Source organism: Pontibacter sp. CAU 1760, assembly GCF_054482735.1.
Genome location: NZ_JBTLRL010000006.1, coordinates 241633 through 259105, shown reverse-complemented (window position 1 = coordinate 259105; position 17473 = coordinate 241633). Strand labels below are relative to the sequence as shown.

Genomic DNA, 17473 nt, shown 5'->3' with positions numbered 1-17473 from the left:
TAATTGTATATTATCAAAACTATATACTAAAGAAACAGGGCTGGCGTTGTGATTTGAAGGATGTTTTTTGACGCAAGCATCATAATTTCCTAAATTATAAAGACTTGCATCCTGCCTGATATTGCATTTTAGCCCATTCTGGAAGTGACTGAAACACCTCATTCCACGTTTTTATTTCGTAGCTTTGTACCCTATACCTGTGTTCATTCTCATTAAAAAGCATATATGATCAGCACTAACAATGTCAGCCTGTCTTATGGCAAGCGCACATTATTTGAAGACGTTACAATAAAGTTTGTTCCTGGTAACTGCTATGGCCTGATTGGTGCCAACGGTGCCGGAAAATCTACTTTCCTGAAAATACTCTCCGGGGAAATTGACCCTAACACGGGCACAGTCGATATTCCGGCTACTGCCCGTTTGGCTATCCTGAAGCAGAACCACTTTGAGTATGACCAGTATCCGGCGTTAGAAACGGTGATAATGGGCCACAAGCGCCTGTACGCCATCATGAACGAGAAAGACGCCATCTATGCCAAGCCAGACTTTGATGAGAAGGACGGTTTACGCGCGGCTGAGCTGGAAGGCGAGTTTGCTGACCTGGAGGGCTGGAACGCCGAATATGAGGCAGCCGAACTACTGAGCGGGCTTGGCATCAGCGAGGACTTGCACCATTCCCTGATGCAGGACCTGAGCGGTAGCGAGAAAGTGCGTGTGCTGCTGGCCCAGGCTCTGTTCGGAAACCCCGACATCCTGCTGCTCGATGAGCCGACCAACCACCTGGACGCTGAATCGATCATGTGGCTGGAGAACTTCCTCGACAATTTCCAGAACACGGTGATCGTGGTATCGCACGACCGCCACTTTTTGGACGCCGTGTGTACGCACGTGGCCGACATCGACTTCGGTAAAATCAAGTTATATGCCGGTAACTACGGCTTCTGGTATGAGTCTAGCCAACTGGCACTGAAACAGCGTACCGACGCCAACAAAAAGACGGAGGACAAGCGCAAGGAACTGGAGGAATTCATCCGCCGCTTTAGCGCTAACGCCTCCAAGTCAAAGCAGGCAACCTCGCGTGCCAAGCTGTTAGAGAAACTGACCGTGGAAGACATTCAGCCGTCATCCCGTAAGTACCCGTACATCGCCTTTAAGCCAGAGCGTGAAGCAGGGAACCAGTTGCTGAACGTGGAGGGCATGAGCAAGTCGGTGGAAGGCGTTACGATTTTCCAGGACGTGAACCTGATGGTGAACAAAGGCGACAAGATCGCGGTGATTGGCCGCAATGACCTGGCTGCTTCTACGTTCTTCCGGGTGATCATGGATGAGTTGCAGCCTGACAGCGGAAGCTATAGCTGGGGTACTACCATTACAGCCTCTTTCTTCCCGAAGGATAATGCCGCGTTTTTCGACACCGACCTGAACCTGGTGGATTGGTTACGCCAGTTCAGCGTGGAGAAGGACGAGAGCTTTATCCGTGGCTTCCTGGGCCGCATGCTGTTCTCGGGCGAAGAGTCCCTGAAGAAGGCAAACGTGTTGTCTGGGGGCGAGAAGGTGCGTTGTATGTTCTCCCGTATGATGCTGCAGTCTGGCAACGTGCTGGTGTTTGACGAACCAACCAACCACCTCGACCTGGAGTCTATCACGGCCCTGAACAACGCCCTGCGCGATTTCGACGGCACCATCCTGTTCTCTTCCCATGACTTACAGTTTGTGGATACCATCGCAAACCGCATCCTGGAGCTTACACCGAACGGTATCATCGACAAGCGCATGTCTTACGAAGAGTACCTGTCCGATGAAACGATCAGAGAACTGCGTAAGAAGATGTATGCCACTGAAATGGTTTAACCGATTTCTAAACTGACTAACCGACCCATGCAAAAGCAATGGTATACTTTATGGCTTTTCTGCCTGTTTTTGGCAGGAACCGCCACCGTGGCACAGGCGCAGGTTATACCTGATAGCACGCAGACGCAGCAGCAAAAGCAGGAACTGCCTACCGGCCCCCCCATGCCTCCTGTTGAGCAGGCTGAGCCGCGGGTAAGGCCTACACAGCAAGCGCCTGTTAAGCAGGAGCCTACTGCTTACCCTGCTCCCCCAGCGCGTCAGGAAGACATGGAGGAGCCGCTCCGCCCGATTGACCGCATGTACTTCGGCGGTAGCTTTGGGCTGCAGTTCGGCACGTATACCAATATATCGTTGCTACCCATACTGGGGTATAAAGTAACGGACAAGTACAGCGTGGGGGCTGGTGCCGTTTACCATTACATCCGGTACCTGGGCAGCTCGTACAGCAGTTACGGGGCGCGGGCTTTCACACAGCTCGAGTTATTCAACATCAGTGACGGGGCAGTGCTTGGGCATGCGGAAGTGGAGTTTCTGAACACAAAGTCCGAGGACCAAAACGGGAACATTGGCCAGAGCCGTACCACCCTTACCCTGCCCCTGGTCGGAGTAGGATACCGGCAGCGCATCAGTGATAAAGCCTCTTTGGATATGCTGCTGCTTTACAACGTGAACAGCGAGGTACGTGGCAACCCCTACAGCAACCCGGTTTTCAGGGTGGGCTTTAACATTCCGTTTACCAGCAGGTAAGGATTTAGTGAATTATGCATAAAAAAAGCGGCTGCCAGAGTTTGGCAGCCGCTTTTTTTATGCTATCGGTATTGGGCTTTAGCCCCGTATGAGTCGTAACAGTACTACGATGATGGCAATCACCAGCAAAATGTGGATCAGGCCGCCTACAGCATCAGGGAATCCAAGGAAACCGATCAGCCAAACAATTACTAGTACGACAGCTATAATATACAATAAATTTCCCATAGTTTTATGTGTTTAGTGTTCAAGTGATTAATAGTTACAAAATTATTACGAGTTCTGTTTAAAAGGGTTAAGCGCTTCGGATAAGCCGCAGCAACACCGCAATCACCGCCAAGACTAAGAGCACATGTATAATCCCACCAACCGCATCCGGAAAACCCAGGAACCCGATCAGCCAGAAAATCACCAGTACCACGGCAATTATGTAAAGTAAATTTCCCATTGTGTATATAAGTTTATTTGATTGATTAAGGCATTTTGCCAGCTGCTTTCCTGCCCGTTATCAGTTGTACTATTCGTCAATTACAGCTTTTTACGACTAGTTTTTTTAAAAGATTTATATTAATCAATTAGTTTATATAACCGTTCAAATTTAACTGCATCACGCGCGCATTTTCATGCATTTTAATAGCTATAAACCAACGACTTATGGCCATAAATTAACTCCTGAATTATTTTTAAAGCCTGAGATAGTGCTAAACCCGGAGCTACTATACCCCTGGAATTAAGTTTTGCATCAGGGAATCCTGCATTTATACTTTCCAAAGAAAATGGCGCCATTCTTAAACAAGTATAGAAATTAGTAGCTTTGTAGATAAACTAACCTACTCACAGATATATGAAAAAAATAGCAGTTATAGGCTCGGGCACCATGGGCAATGGCATAGCGCACGTATTTGCGCAAAACGGTTACCCGGTTGCACTAGTTGATGTTTCGGAAGAAGCCCTGCAAAAAGCATTGCAGACGATCACTAAAAACCTTGACCGCATCATTGCAAAAGGTAACCTGACGGAGGAGCAGAAAGCACAGACGCTGCAGAACATCACGACCTATAGCAGCATGCAGGAAGGCGTTCAGGATGTGGACCTGGTAGTAGAGGCTGCTACCGAAAACGTAGACCTGAAACTGAAAATATTCCGTGACCTGAGCAGCTTCACCAAGCCCGGAACCATACTTGCCTCCAACACCTCCTCTATCTCCATCACAAAAATTGCTTCCGTGACTAACGAACCGGACAAAGTGATCGGGATGCATTTTATGAACCCGGTGCCGGTCATGAAGCTGGTAGAAGTGATTCGGGGGTACGCCACTTCCGATGAAGTAACCAACGAGGTGATGGAGCTAGCGGAGAAGCTGGGCAAAGTGCCTGCCGAGGCAAACGATTATCCGGGCTTTGTGGCTAATCGCATCCTGATGCCAATGATTAACGAAGCTATTTATACTCTGTACGAAGGCGTTGCTGGTGTAGAGGAGATCGATACGATCATGAAGCTGGGTATGGCGCATCCGATGGGCCCGCTACAGCTTGCTGACTTCATAGGTCTTGATGTTTGCCTTTCCATCCTACGCGTACTGCACGACGGGTTCGGTAACCCAAAGTATGCGCCTTGTCCGCTGTTGGTGAACATGGTGCAGGCAGGCCACAAAGGCATAAAGTCCGGCCAGGGCTTTTACTCCTGGACGCATAGCACCAAGGAGCTGGTCGTGGCCGATAGCTTCCGTAAATAATAACGCTACAGTATGGCATAAAAAATGCCCCTCTGAAATTTCAGCAGGGGCATTTTTTATGCTTCACTACAAACGTTTGATGAAATTACACCGCTACCGAATGGTCACGCAGCACATCGTTCAGTGACGTTTTCAAGTCGGTGCTTTCCTTGCGCTGGCCAATGATCAAGGCGCATGGCACCTGGAACTCGCCTGCAGGGAATTTCTTGGTATAGGAACCCGGGATAACCACCGAGCGTGGGGGCACATAGCCTTTGTAAATCTTCTCCTCAGTGCCGGTCACGTCAAATATTTTAGAGCTTCCGGTGATGGTCACCCCCGCGCCAATAACAGCTTCCTTGCCAATGCGGCAACCCTCTACCAAAATGCTTCTAGAACCGACAAAGGCACCGTCCTCGATGATGACAGGTGCAGCCTGCACGGGCTCAAGCACACCGCCAAGGCCTACGCCACCGCTCAGGTGCACGTTTTTGCCTACCTGTGCGCAGCTACCCACGGTTGCCCATGTATCTACCATCGTACCTGAGTCCACGTAGGCACCAATGTTCACATAAGAAGGCATCATCACCACGCCTTTGTTCAGGAACGAGCCGTAACGGGCCACGGCGTGAGGAACCACGCGTACGCCCAACTGCTCGTAGTTACGCTTCAGCGCAATCTTATCATGAAACTCAAAGGGACCTACCTCTATTGTTTTCATTGACTGGATCGGGAAGTACAGCAACACAGCCTTCTTTACCCACTCATTTACCTGCCACTCGTCGCCGTTTGGCTCGGCCACGCGCAGAATGCCTTTATCCAACTCATCGATTACGGCACGGATGGCCTCTACGGTATTGCTTTCTTTCAGCAGCTCACGGTTTTCCCAGGCCTGCTCTATAATTTGTCTAAGCTCCATATCTAACTGTAAGGTTAATTAAGAATGATGCGCAAAAGTAATTAAATTTAACCGATGTCTGAAAAGAGAATCCTGATTGCTTCGCTGCTAAAGCCTGTTAACGATACCCGCATGTACGAAAAGCTGGGCAACTCACTTGCCAAGCTGCCGCAGGTGCAGGTGCACATTGCCGGTTTCCAGGCTCCACTGCCGCCACAAGCCCCGGCCTCGCTCTCTTTTCACCCGCTCTTTTCTTTCAAGCGGCTCAGCTTTGGTCGGCTTGGGGCGCAGCTGGCTTATTTCCGGCTGCTGCAAAAGCTACAGCCGCACCTTATCATTGCCTGTACCCACGAGTTGCTGGTAGCAAGCCACTGGTATTGCCGCACGCATGCCTGCCAACTGGTGTATGACGTGCAAGAGAACTATACCCTTAACCTTACCTCCCAGAGGAACTATGCCGGGATGCTGCGCTACTTACTGGCTTGGGGAGTGGGAATGGCAGAGCGCTGGGTTGCACCGCACGTAGCGCACTTTCTGGTTGCCGAACAAAGTTATGTGCAGGAGCTCCGTTTTTTAGGCAACCGCTATACCCTCCTGGAAAACAAGTACAAACCCAACAGCGCCTATCCCCCTCCCCCGACACCGGTGCGCCTGGGCCAAAAGCCGCTGCGGTTGTTATACAGCGGCACCATCGCTGAAATCTACGGCGTATTTGAAGCCGTAGCCCTGGCGGAGCAGCTGCACAGGGTAGCGCCTGACACTACCCTGACCATTATCGGCTATTGTGCCGACAAAAACACCTATACCAAAGTATGGCAGCAGGTACAAGAACGGCCCTACATCCAGCTTATCGGAGGCAATCAGTTAGTCCCGCACGGGCAGATCATCAAGGCCATACAGGAAAGCACCGTCGGCTTGCTGCCTTACCGACCCCACGAAAGCACCTTTCGCTGCATCCCGACAAAACTCTACGAGTATGCCGCCCATGGCCTGCCCATGCTGGCGCAGCACAATCCTTTATGGGCTGATTTTCTTTCCAAAAATCAAGCGGGTTTATCCATAGATTTCGCGAATGCCGATGCCATGGAAGTTTGCCAGGATATCCGGAATACACTATTTTACAAACCCGGTGTGCCGAGTGGCGTATTTTGGGAGAGCGAAGAAATTAAATTGCAGCGTTTAATTCAACAACTCCTGCAACAACAAAACAATTAACTTAAATTTATTTTTAGATGTATCTAAAATTTAACTTTAAATCACTATCTTTAAAAGTTAACGAGTATATATATGCGTAATTCAAAAATTGCCGGCGTGGGCCATTACGTGCCTGAGCAAGTAGTGACAAATAAAGACCTTGAAAAGATAATGGACACCTCGGATGAATGGATCCGGGAGCGGACTGGTATTGTGGAGCGCCGTTATTTCCAGGAAGGCATTGACACCACCGCCAACATGGGCGCTGAGGCTGCCCGCAGGGCGCTGAAAAAAGCGGGCCTGGAGGCAAAGGACCTCGACCTGATTGTGTTCGCCACGCTTAGCCCAGACTATATTTTCCCGGGGTCCGGGGTATTGCTGCAGCGTGAGTTGGGCATAAAGGAAATTCCAGCCCTCGATGTGCGCAACCAATGCTCAGGCTTCATTTATGCCTTGTCGGTTGGCGATCAGTTTATCAAAACGGGTATGTATAACAACGTGCTGGTGGTAGGCGCTGAGATCCACTCTAGCGGGCTTGACTTCTCGACGAGAGGTCGAAACGTTTCCGTGATTTTTGGAGACGGTGCCGGTGCCGTAGTCCTGACACCTGCAGAAAGCACTGACAAGGGCATCCTGTCCACGCACCTGCACGCTGATGGCGAATTTGCTGAGGAACTAGCTGTGTTGGCCCCCGACACGAACAAAAAAGAGCGCCTGACGCACGAGATGATCGACGATGGTTCGATCTACCCTTACATGAATGGTAATACGGTGTTCAAACATGCCGTGACCCGTTTCCCGGAAGTGATTATGGAGGCCTTGCAGAAGAACGGTTATAAGCCGGAGGATATCGACATGCTGATCCCGCACCAGGCAAACCTGCGCATCACTTCTTATATTCAGCAGAAAATGGGGCTACCGGCCGAACGTGTGTTCAGCAACATCCACAAATACGGGAACACCACGGCCGCCTCTGTGCCGATTGCCCTAAGCGAGGCGGTGGAAGAAGGTCGCATCAAAGAGGGCGACCTTGTATGCCTGGCAGCCTTTGGCAGCGGCTTTACCTGGGCTTCCGCCCTGATCCGCTGGTAAGTAACATCTTGAATGAGTGGATGCGTGCTTGGGATATATAAGGAGGACTAAAAAATCAGTCGTGCAGCTTTTATACCTGCCCCGTTAACCAACCTACTGTAACTGAAAATCACGCATCCGCTCATTCACTCATTCAAACATTAGCACCCGTGCATAGCTTCACCGAAGAAAACTACATCAAAACCATCTTTAAGCTTTCTGCCAACGGCGCGCAGGAGGTGAACACCAATTCCATCGCGGAGGCCCTCGACACCAAAGCCGCCTCAGTAACCGACATGCTCCGAAAGCTGAGCACGAAGGAGTTGGTAAATTATGTAAAGTACAAAGGCGTTTCTTTAACACCCGAGGGCACGAAGGTAGCCCTGAAGGTCATCCGGAAACACCGCTTGTGGGAAGTGTTTTTAGTAGAGAAGCTGAAATTTAACTGGGACGAGGTGCATGATGTGGCTGAGGAACTGGAGCACGTTACCTCAACTCTATTAACGCAGCGCCTCGACGAGTTTTTGGGCCATCCGCAAACTGACCCGCACGGTGACCCTATCCCGACTGAAAACGGCGAACTGAAACAGAAAAAACAGCGCCTGCTCTCAGAACTTCAGGTGCAGGAAGCGGGCCTGGTAGTGGGCGTGAACGATTCCCAACCCTTGTTTCTGCAATTCCTGGATAAAGTGGGTATATCCCTGGGCACGCGCATCCAGGTACTCGACCACATCCCCTACGATAACTCCCTGGAGATTGTCCTAGGCAACGAGAAACAGATTTTGATTTCCAGCGAAGTCTCCAAAAACATCTTCATTTCAGTGTGAGTGCTGACCATGATTTCCGCGCTATCAACAAAAACACAACAACCACAGGCATTTAGCATTGATGCAGCTAAGCTTATAACAAGCATCATACACCAACCATTATGTTAGAACAGGAGCCATATACAAGCAAGTCGTTAGAAGAAGTACACGCTTCCATCGATACCACCAAGAACACCGGTTTCTGGAAAAAACTGTTTTCCTTTCTGGGACCGGCCTACTTAGTAAGCGTTGGCTACATGGACCCGGGCAACTGGGCCACCGACATTGCCGGGGGTAGCCAGTTCGGGTACAAGCTGATTTGGGTATTGCTGATGTCCAACATCATGGCCATACTGCTACAAAGCCTGAGCGCCCGCCTGGGCGTGGTACGTGGCAAGGACCTGGCGCAAGCCTCCCGCGAGGCATACCCCAAGTTCATCAACATCCCGCTCTACATCCTGGCCGAGATCGCGATTGCCGCATGCGACCTGGCGGAGGTGCTGGGTATGGCCATTGGTTTGCAGCTGCTTTTCGGCATTCCCTTGATCTGGGGCGTTTGCCTTACGGTGCTCGACACTTTCCTGCTGCTCTTCCTCATTAACAAGGGCATGCGCAAAATGGAGGCTTTTATACTGGTGCTGGTCACCATTATTGGAGGTGCTTTTGTACTGGAGATGATCTTTGCCAAACCCGACATGAGCGAACTGGCATCTGGTTTGGTGCCAAGCATCCCAAACAGCAGCGCACTTTACATTGCCATCGGCATCATTGGTGCCACGGTGATGCCGCACAACTTATACCTGCACTCCTCGCTGGTGCAGACCCGCAAGTTCGAGCGAACCTCGCAGGGCATCTGGCATGCCATCAAGTATAACTTTATAGACTCGGCGGTAGCCCTGAACCTGGCCTTGTTTGTGAATGCGGCCATCCTGATTCTGGCAGCAGCGGCCTTCTATAAAAACGGAATGTTCGATGTAGCCGAGATCAACGATGCCCACCGCTTCCTGGAACCCTTGCTGGGCACCAAATGGGCCCCTATCCTGTTTGCCGTCGCCCTGATCGCAGCGGGCCAAAGCTCTACGCTTACCGGCACGCTGGCCGGCCAGATCGTGATGGAGGGTTACCTGAACCTGCGCATCCAGCCATGGCTGCGCCGTATGATCACCCGCTTACTTGCCGTAGGGCCAGCCCTGTTCGTGATCATTTATTTCGGCGAAGACCAGACCGGCGAGCTACTGGTGCTGAGCCAGGTGGTTTTGAGTTTGCAGTTAGGCTTTGCCGTGATACCGCTCATCCATTTTGTGAGCCACAAGAAGCTGATGGGCGAATTCGCGATTGGCCCCTGGCTGAAAACCGGTGCCTGGTTGATTGCCTCCGTTATTGTGGCACTGAACGTGAAGCTTGTATGGGATGAGGTAACGGGTTGGCTGACGCAAATGGAGTCTCCCTGGATTATTTGGGTGACAGTTATACCCATTACCATAGGCTGTGTATTGCTCCTGGCATACATCATTGTCCAGCCGTTTATATCGGGTATGATGGCCAGCCACGCACTGCCAAAGCATTACCAGCCGGTGCAGTACCAGCCCCTGGAGCGGCCCTCTTACAGCCGTATTGCAGTGACCCTTGACTTCTCCTCATCCGATAACAATGTGCTGAACAATGCGCTTGCCATGGGGTCTCCGGGTGCCAGCTACCTGCTGATCCATGTGGTGGAAACCGCTGGCGCGCTTGTGATGGGCCAGGACATCCACGACTTCGAAACCAGCTCGGATAAAAATAACCTGGAGCGTTATGCCACGGATCTACGCAGCAAAGGCTTTGATGTGCAGGTAGCCCTTGGTTTCGGTACGCCAAAGCGCAAAATCCCTAAACTCGTCAAAGACTTCGATGCCGACCTGCTGGTTATGGGCTCCCATGGACACCAGATGTTGAAAGACCTGATTCTGGGCTCTACCATCAATGCCGTGCGCCATGCCGTGAACGTGCCGGTTCTGGTTGTTTAATCATACGACTCCCAACCCGCCTCATTTTCTAAAGCATTAATCAATCCCCTATGAGTTTACTGCAGGTATCCGGTATAAGCATGGCAGAAGGTGGGAACACCGTGCTACATGACATTAGCTTCAGGCAGGAGCCGCGGCAGAAAATTGCTATTTCCGGCGAAACGGGTTCCGGTAAGAGTACGCTTCTCAAGATTATAGCGGGTTTTATACAGCCGACTGCCGGCTCAGTCCTGTTTGAGGACGACAGGGTGTTGGGACCGCATGAAAAGCTCGTGGCTGGCCACCCGGACATTGCCTACCTCTCGCAGCAGTTTGAACTGCCTAAGTCGCTGCGGGTAGAGCAGGTGCTGCGCTATGCTAACACCTTAACCAATCTGGAGGCGCAAAACCTTTATGAACTGTGCCGGATAAGCCATTTGCTCCAACGCCGTACCGACCAGCTGTCTGGGGGCGAACGGCAGCGAATTGCGTTGGCCCGGCTCCTAACCACGTCCCCAAAGCTGCTGCTCCTCGATGAGCCTTATTCTAACTTGGACATGGCGCATAAGAGCCTGCTAAAAGCGGTGATTCAGGACATAGGTGAGCAGCTGGACATTACCTGCACCCTCATCTCCCACGACCCGCTCGACACGCTGTCGTGGGCTGATACAATTCTGGTGATGCGAGGCGGCAAGGTGTTGCAGCAGGGCTCGCCACAACATATCTACAGGCAACCCGTGGATGAGTACACCGCTGCCCTATTTGGCGCTTATAACCTTGTGTCTGCTCAGGCGGCACACCTGCTTGCAGAAGCTACTACCGCAAACTCCCTGGCAGAGCAGGCCATCATCCGCCCTGAGGCCATACGCATTGAGGCAGCGCCCGCACCGGGTGTGGCTGCAGAGGTGAAGCAAGTGCGCTACTTTGGAGGCTATACTGAGGTGGAGGCAGTGGTGGCAAACGAACTGCTGAAGCTGCGCACCCACACACACACCTACCAGCAAGGCGATGCTATTCAGGTGGCCGCCTCACCCGAAGATGTCTGGTATATATAATTTTCAGCTTTGCCGTTCGAAACAAACCCGTGAACAAACTTGCCTGCTACAGCACCAAAAGCTTGCACTGCAGCTTGCCGTGTTTGCCTGTAAGTTGTATTATATACATGCCCGGTCGTAATGGCTGTGGCAGCGCTATAGATTCATATAAGCCGCCGGTTGCCTCTGCTTGTATGGCATGTTGGTAGAGCATCCGCCCAGCCATATCCTGAATGGATAAATCCAGGTGCTCACTTGGCCCAAACTTATCGCCCCACACATTGATCTGGTGACCTGCGTTAGGATTTGGCGAAACGTTAAGAAGTGGTTCTAGCGCCTGCTGCTGAGTTTCCGAAATATGGGTTACTGCGGCTGTAGCCGAGAGCTCGTGCCTTACTTCGATGGCACAAATAATGGCGTTGTTGACGAGGGAGATGAAATCTATGTTGAGCGCGCCATCGCGCACCTGCACGCCGGGAAAGCTGAGCACCACCGCCGCACCCCGCCCGTGCGCGGCGAAGATGTCGTATCCGCTGAGCACACGCTGCCCTTCCAGGTCCACGTGGAACTGCCGCTCCCCCGCCCGCCTGAAGACCGGCTCCATCAGGTGCAGCCGCACCGAGTAAGTCCCGACGGCAACCACCGGGATGCGGTAGCCGAACGGCAGTCCGGGTGCCGAGGAGCCGGAGCCGCTGGCGTAGCGGTACTTCAGGTAAAGGGGATCGTCGGAGGTGCCCGACACGTCGAAGGACTTTGACGAAGTCTCGCCGCCTGTGGCATAAGCGTCCGCCGCCCAGGAAACCCCGTCCTGGCCGGTGTAGGACTCACCGCCTACGTTTATCCGAACAGGTGCTTCCATTATCACCTCGACACCGGAAACTATGGCATTATTGACAAGGGATGTAAAGTCTATATTAAGCACGCCGTCGCGCACCTGCACGCCGGGAAAACTGAGCACTACCGCCGCACCCCGCCCGTGCGCGGCGAAGATGTCGTATCCGCTGAGCACACGCTGCCCCTCCAGGTCCACGTGGAACTGCCGCTCCCCCGCCCGCCTGAAGACCGGCTCCATCAGGTGCAGCCGCACCGAGTAAGTCCCGACGGCAACCACCGGGATGCGGTAGCCGAACGGCAGTCCGGGTGCCGAGGAGCCGGAGCCGCTGGCGTAGCGGTACTTCAGGTAAAGGGGATCGTCGGAGGTGCCCGACACGTCGAAGGACTTTGACGAAGTCTCGCCGCCTGTGGCATAAGCGTCCGCCGCCCAGGAAACCCCGTCCTGGCCGGTGTAGGTCTCACCGCCTGCATTTATCCGAATAGGAGCTTGGGCAGCATCATTGGGAGCCACTGTCAACTTAATGCAAAAAGTGGCATTTGTATAATTCTTGTCTGTGGCCACCGCAGTGATGTTGGCCGTGTACTTGCCAGGCTGCAAACCCAAAGCATCTACCGAGACCTCCACTGTGGTTGCGCTCGGCACGGTAACACCAGAACTGTTTCGTGTAAAAGTTACCCAAGGCACGTCAGCAGACAGGGTATAGCTTGCCTGGCCCTCCTGTGCAAACAGCAGGTTCTGGATGGTGAGAATACCGCCAGTTTTCACAGATTTGCTAATGCACGCCTCAGTGAAACCCAGGCGATAAGAAGGATTGCGTGCGATAGGTGCAGTATAGGTGCGGCGCTGCGTATTGTTGCTGCTCCCAATGCCGCCGTGCGACATAATAAAAGTGTTTCCGATTACCTTTGCTGCTAAGCCCTCATAAACGTTCGGGAGCGTATAGGCCGGGTCATGCTCCCAAGCTCCTTGCCCGTTGTTGCGGTCAGGGTAAAACACAGTCACTTTATCTACATTGTCACTGCCTTCTCCTTGCCCTGCTACCACATAAATCTTACCGTCGAGGGCGAACGAGCTGCCCTCCGCATGCGAACGCGCACTGGGTAGGCTCGTGAGCTTTTTCCAGGTATCCGTTACTGGATTATACACATGGGTGTCCGGAATATCAAACCCGCCGCTGCAATCGTGGCCTAACTGCCCGCCAATGGTATAGATTTTCCCTTCCAGCGCCACAGTGCTAAAATGGTTGCGCGGAAGCGGCATAGGAGCGCGCTTGTTCTGCCATGTGGTTTGAGTAGGGTTTTGCAGCCAGTCGTCTATCTGCAGCGTCAGGTGGTAGGCTTTCTGGTCGCTGTTGCAGGCACTCTCTACAAAACCCCCAACTACGTGGAGGGTGCGCCCTACCAGCACAAGCCCACCACCGGCCCAACGGACAGGCAGGCCAGTAGCCGGGTCTTTGAGCTCCGGCCCCGGAAGCCACTTATCTGTTTTCATGTCGTAGCGCCATACCTCGCTGGTAAGTGGCCCGGGGTGGCGCCCCAACCGACCTCCGACAAACCAAACCTGGTCATCAACCAGCGCCACTCCCATATGTGTTACGGCTTTTCCGGAGGGCATTGGCGCTAACTGCTTCCAGGTATTTAACACTGGGTCATATACTTCTGCCGAATTCTCAATTTCAGGAAAGTCGCCAAAGCCGATGAAGGTGTAAAACCTGTTTTGGTAGACCACACTCGTCACCTCCGACCGATCTTGATTGGCATAGGCAACACGGGTCCACTGGGCAGCTACTACATGTGCACACAAGAGTAATGCGAGCAGCAAAGTAACGCGGGAGCAAATAGCGATGAATAGATCCGGATAGTTAACAGAGGGACGGTAAAGATTTTCCATTGATAAGTTGATGATAGATAATTCATTTATAAACTATACATACCTGCCGTCCACTTAACCACAGACAATCAAAATCTTTAAATAAAACGACTAGCAGCTTTTTTACCTTCAAAAAAGCCTATTATGTAGTATTATATAAAAACCCGATTCTTAAGACCTTGAAAGCTAACATTAAAGTAAATAAGTTTTAAGAATTTAAACTTTGCATAATTTAAGTATTAGTATACATATTTTAATAATCCAGGTTACGTATGCCTATTAAAAAAAGAGCATTAAATCATTATTAATTGTACTAAACTAACCAAAACAGCCATTGTTAAACTTCATGAGTTTAAGTATTTTGTGATACCCTCATAGCGGATTGCTGCTATAGGGTAAAAGAAATGCTATGAATAATTGCAGGAAAAATGTGAGGCAGCAGAGGGAAAAAAATATCCGGTATTATATTTAGAAGTGGCCCGTATGTAATAAGCCTTTAAGGTATATTATCCCGCAATTTTTGAATGGTTTATTGCTAAAGTAGTTTTGGGCAGTGTGATTGTTCCTAAGGTGTAATCATTCCCCTACCCCCAAGCAGGGTCGTTTCATTCTCTATTTTACTGGCGCCCCGAATGCTTTCGGGGTGTCTAAAAATGGTGGCGAGTTTGCAACTCTACTGGGCCAGAGGCCTAATTATACTTTACGCGAGTTAAGGCAATGTTAAAATGAAACGGCCCTGCTACCCCCAAGGGAATGATTACACCTTGCCCCCAAGGGAATGATTACACCTTGCGTAAAATATCGTTTACAATGCTTATTTGAATATTTCATAACTCACAAACATTTAACACACAGGGCAATAAGTATCAGAAACAAGATAGCGAAAAAAATCCCGCTTAGGGGTAGGGGCCCTCCATAAAAAAGGAAGTAGGGAGATGACAATCGTACACTGAAAAATTGCCAATCATCCCCCCATTAACTCTATATCTCTAACTCTTAAACTCCTCTCTCCCACTCCACCTCCGGAAACACCACCTCCAGCTGCCTTTTGATCACCCTGTAATTCCCTTTCCAGAAACTAGCAAGGTCTGATACAGTTGTGATCGGTTTTAACTCTGGCGTTAATAAAGCTAGTTCTACTGTCATCTCACCTTCGTCTACGGTTGGGCTTTGCTCCCAACTTAGCACGTCTTGCAGGCGAATTTCCAGTTTTGGCTGTGCTCCGTCGGGTTTATATGCTAATTCTATACCTGAGCCATCGGGCAATTCCAAAGAAGCCGGAGCCAATATATCCAGCCTGGTGCGTTGCTCATCGTTCAGGTATTTGGCTTCCAGAATCGGTTGGAGGTCCAGCTCCATCAGGTTGTCGGGGTGCTCTATGTCGTAGAGGTGTGGGGTTAGCCAATCGGCATTGGTCATGAGCAGCGTGGAAGTGCTAATGTCGGGCCAGAACTCAGAAGGACGCCACTTCCGCAGACTCAGCAAACGGTTTTGCCATTGGGTGAGGTCATGGTTGAAGTCCAGGAGGTGCTCGCCTTCGTGTTTGATGGCTTCGATCATGGCTGGTATGCGGTGCTTCTCGTCGGGGGTTGGCAGCGGCTTGCTTTGCAACACGATGCTACCAATGCGGGTGTCCATAGAGGCGGTAAGCTCTCCGTCGTTTACATCCCAATGGTAGCTTTCCTGCTGTTTTACCAGCGGGGCCAGGTCTTTGGGGTTAAGCGGTGAGGCCATGAAAATACGGCCCGGATTATCCTCACCTCCGGCATGCAGGTGCGCGATGGCCAGCCAGGGTTCGTAAGCCAGGTCGTCGCGGTGGCCTGCCGAGGCATACTTTCCGTTTGCCAACTGGAACTGTGCGTTGTTACCGGGGCGTGCATAGGCAATGCGCTCGGGGTAGCAATGCGTTAGCAGCACACCAGTTTCATACTCATCAAAAGTACTGTTATCAGCCTCTATGTTAAACATGCTGCGGTACGAGCGGGCTACCTTCTCTATCTTCCCGAAACGCTTGCCCTGCCCCTGCTCTTTTCTATACCTGCGCAGGGCTTCTATTCTTAAATTTATGTCGATGCCTGCGTTGCGGTCCAGTGGGTCGCGCTCTTCCAGGATAGCGGCAATATCAGAGGCCAGGGCCACCTGGTCGGTTTCCTCAGCTTTGAGCAGCATGTGGGCTATACGCGGGTGACATGGCAGGGCATGCATTTTTTTACCGTGCTCGGTAATACGGCCATGCTCCAGTGCCTGCAGTTGGTGCAGCATTTCGGTGGCAGACTGCAGCGCCGCTCTCGGAGGAGGGTTCAGCCAGGTAAGGCCAAGGATATCCATGATGCCCCATTGCGCCATATCCAGCACCAACGACGACAGGTCTGCTTCCAGAATCTCGGGGGTGCGGTGCGGGGCCATGCGCTCGTGCGTGGTTTTGCTCCACATACGGTAAGCCGTACCTGGGCCTAAACGACCTGCACGACCTGCACGCTGGTCGGCTGCGTCTTTGGAGATGCGTACTGTTTCGAGCCGCGACAAACCGGACTTCGGATCGAAGCGGGAGGTTTTGCCGAAGCCTGTATCCACTACCACCGAAATGCCTTCTATGGTTAAGCTAGTCTCGGCAATGCTGGTGGCCAGCACCACTTTGCGTTTGCCGTCGCGGTTGGGCATAATGGCTGCGTACTGCTTATTAAAAGGCAGCATACCGAACAGCGGGTGTATCTTAAAATCGCGCAGTTGTCTGCGAAGCAGTTCTTCTACCTTCCGGATGTCGTTTTCGCCGGGCAGGAACACCAGGATATCCCCTTCCCGCTCCTTTGCTGCCTGTTGCACAATGCGGGCCGTCATTTCGGGCAGCATTCTGTCGTCGGCATCGCCGGTGTAAAAGGTCTCGACGGGGTATTGCCTGCCCATACTTTGCGCCACTGGTGCCTGCAGCAGTTTGGTAAGCTGAGGCATATCCAAGGTGGCTGACATCACCATAATGCGCAGGTCCGGGTGAAGCGCGTGCTGCGCCTCCCGGCTCAGGGCCATGGCTACATCGGCGTGTATGCTGCGCTCATGAAACTCATCAAATATTATGATGCCCACACCCGTAAGCGCCCTGTCGCTATGGATCATGCGGGTAAGGATGCCTTCAGTTACAACCTCGATGCGGGTTTGCTCCGAAATGCGCGTCTCGAAACGGATGCGGTACCCCACGGTTTGGCCTACCTCCTCGCCCAGCAGTTGCGCCAGGCGTTCGGCAATGGTTTTGGCTGCCAGGCGCCGTGGCTCCAGCATAATGATCTTCTGGCCCGAAAGCCAGGCCTCGTCCATGATAGCCAACGGCAGCAAAGTGCTTTTACCGGCTCCGGGAGGGGCGTTTACGATTAGCGTGTTCTGTGCCGCAAGGTATTCCCTAACAGCATGTATGATTTCCCTAACGGGTAAGTCTATGGTAAATGGGTTGAAGGGCAAGGGACTACAACATTATAAT

At 51.8% G+C, this 17473-nt stretch carries 13 protein-coding genes; 8 read left to right on the top strand and 5 right to left on the bottom strand.

Annotated elements, in window-relative coordinates; genetic code table 11:
* Window positions 1-225 precede the first annotated feature (225 nt).
* Window positions 226-1851 carry an ABC-F family ATP-binding cassette domain-containing protein gene (locus tag ACXYMU_RS10915; protein WP_458986423.1) on the top strand — a complete coding sequence of 542 codons (1626 nt, stop codon included), beginning with the start codon at window positions 226-228 and terminating at the stop codon, window positions 1849-1851.
* Between the two features lie 27 nt (window positions 1852-1878).
* Window positions 1879-2598 carry a hypothetical protein gene (locus tag ACXYMU_RS10910; RefSeq protein WP_458986422.1) on the top strand — a complete coding sequence of 240 codons (720 nt, stop codon included), beginning with the start codon at window positions 1879-1881 and terminating at the stop codon, window positions 2596-2598.
* Between the two features lie 78 nt (window positions 2599-2676).
* Here ACXYMU_RS10910 and ACXYMU_RS10905 read toward each other — a convergent pair whose 3' ends face one another.
* Both ACXYMU_RS10905 and ACXYMU_RS10900 read right to left on the bottom strand, forming a co-directional pair.
* Window positions 2677-2826: a lmo0937 family membrane protein gene (locus tag ACXYMU_RS10905; protein ID WP_377480564.1), complete on the bottom strand. Its 150-nt coding sequence runs from the start codon at window positions 2824-2826 to the stop codon at window positions 2677-2679.
* Window positions 2827-2893: 67 nt separating this feature from the next.
* On the bottom strand, window positions 2894-3046 hold the full coding sequence (locus ACXYMU_RS10900) for a lmo0937 family membrane protein (protein ID WP_108212983.1): 153 nt from the start codon (window positions 3044-3046) through the stop codon (window positions 2894-2896).
* A 396-nt stretch (window positions 3047-3442) separates the two neighbouring features.
* On the opposite strand from ACXYMU_RS10900, the gene ACXYMU_RS10895 reads away from it, so the two are divergent.
* Window positions 3443-4333 (top strand): 3-hydroxyacyl-CoA dehydrogenase family protein, encoded by an 891-nt coding sequence (locus tag ACXYMU_RS10895; protein ID WP_458986421.1) that lies wholly within the window; start codon window positions 3443-3445, stop codon window positions 4331-4333.
* A gap of 85 nt (window positions 4334-4418) precedes the next feature.
* Here ACXYMU_RS10895 and ACXYMU_RS10890 read toward each other — a convergent pair whose 3' ends face one another.
* Window positions 4419-5231 (bottom strand): 2,3,4,5-tetrahydropyridine-2,6-dicarboxylate N-succinyltransferase, encoded by an 813-nt coding sequence (locus ACXYMU_RS10890; RefSeq protein ID WP_458986420.1) that lies wholly within the window; start codon window positions 5229-5231, stop codon window positions 4419-4421.
* 54 nt (window positions 5232-5285) lie between these two features.
* Between ACXYMU_RS10890 and ACXYMU_RS10885 the strand changes: the two genes are divergently transcribed.
* The 5 genes from ACXYMU_RS10885 to ACXYMU_RS10865 all read left to right on the top strand — a co-directional run bounded on the left by ACXYMU_RS10885 (window position 5286) and on the right by ACXYMU_RS10865 (window position 11321).
* On the top strand, window positions 5286-6425 hold the full coding sequence (locus ACXYMU_RS10885; RefSeq protein ID WP_458986419.1) for a glycosyltransferase family protein: 1140 nt from the start codon (window positions 5286-5288) through the stop codon (window positions 6423-6425).
* 72 nt (window positions 6426-6497) lie between these two features.
* Entirely contained in the window at window positions 6498-7496 is a 999-nt protein-coding gene (locus ACXYMU_RS10880) for a 3-oxoacyl-ACP synthase III family protein (RefSeq protein WP_458986418.1), read from the top strand.
* A 149-nt stretch (window positions 7497-7645) separates the two neighbouring features.
* Entirely contained in the window at window positions 7646-8302 is a 657-nt protein-coding gene (locus ACXYMU_RS10875) for a metal-dependent transcriptional regulator (RefSeq protein WP_458986417.1), read from the top strand.
* Between the two features lie 101 nt (window positions 8303-8403).
* Entirely contained in the window at window positions 8404-10287 is a 1884-nt protein-coding gene (locus tag ACXYMU_RS10870) for an Nramp family divalent metal transporter (RefSeq protein ID WP_458986416.1), read from the top strand.
* 50 nt (window positions 10288-10337) lie between these two features.
* Window positions 10338-11321 (top strand): ABC transporter ATP-binding protein, encoded by a 984-nt coding sequence (locus ACXYMU_RS10865; RefSeq protein WP_458986415.1) that lies wholly within the window; start codon window positions 10338-10340, stop codon window positions 11319-11321.
* Between the two features lie 46 nt (window positions 11322-11367).
* Here the strand turns inward: ACXYMU_RS10865 and ACXYMU_RS10860 are convergent, their stop codons facing one another.
* Window positions 11368-14025 carry a malectin domain-containing carbohydrate-binding protein gene (locus tag ACXYMU_RS10860; RefSeq protein ID WP_458986414.1) on the bottom strand — a complete coding sequence of 886 codons (2658 nt, stop codon included), beginning with the start codon at window positions 14023-14025 and terminating at the stop codon, window positions 11368-11370.
* Window positions 14026-15000: 975 nt separating this feature from the next.
* Window positions 15001-17454 (bottom strand): ATP-dependent helicase HrpB, encoded by a 2454-nt coding sequence (hrpB, locus tag ACXYMU_RS10855; protein ID WP_458986413.1) that lies wholly within the window; start codon window positions 17452-17454, stop codon window positions 15001-15003.
* Between the last annotated feature and the right edge of the window lie 19 nt (window positions 17455-17473).